This window comes from Corallococcus sp. CA041A, assembly GCF_003612075.1.
In the GTDB taxonomy this organism is placed as follows: Bacteria; Myxococcota; Myxococcia; order Myxococcales; family Myxococcaceae; genus Corallococcus; species Corallococcus exiguus.
In genome coordinates this window covers 1-385 of the sequence record NZ_RAWF01000770.1, presented here as the reverse complement: position 1 = coordinate 385, position 385 = coordinate 1, and the positions used below count along the sequence as shown (strand labels likewise).

Here is a 385-nt window from a genome sequence, read left to right as displayed (position 1 = left end):
AGCTTGGAGGCTTCGTCGGGGTTGGAGGGGTCTTCGGCCGCCACGTCGTCCTCGTCAAAATCCCAGTCGTCCAGGTCACCGGACAACTCGTCCCCAGTCTGGCCAGAAGCCCCCGCGTTGTCACCGGGGAACGCGGTGGTGCGGGGAGAAGGCAGCGGCTCGAACGTCGCTTCGACGATGGCCTCGACGAGGAATTCGTTGGCGTCGCCCGCCGAGCGGACATCCGAGCGGATGAGGGCTTCCAGGTGGGCGTCCACCTGCTGGAGGGCGGCCTCGAAGGAGGCGGTGAGGTTCTGGGCGGGGTCGTTGGACTCGTCGAAGGAGACGATGCGCCACAGGTCGTCCTCGCTGGCGCGGGTGGGGCGCACGGGCGGTGTGGAGGACG

General features: G+C 68.6%; 1 pseudogene. It reads right to left on the bottom strand.

Going from position 1 to position 385, the window contains the following annotated elements:
• A pseudogene (locus tag D7V77_RS43010) lies at positions 1-385 on the bottom strand (molecular chaperone DnaJ); the annotation flags it as partial.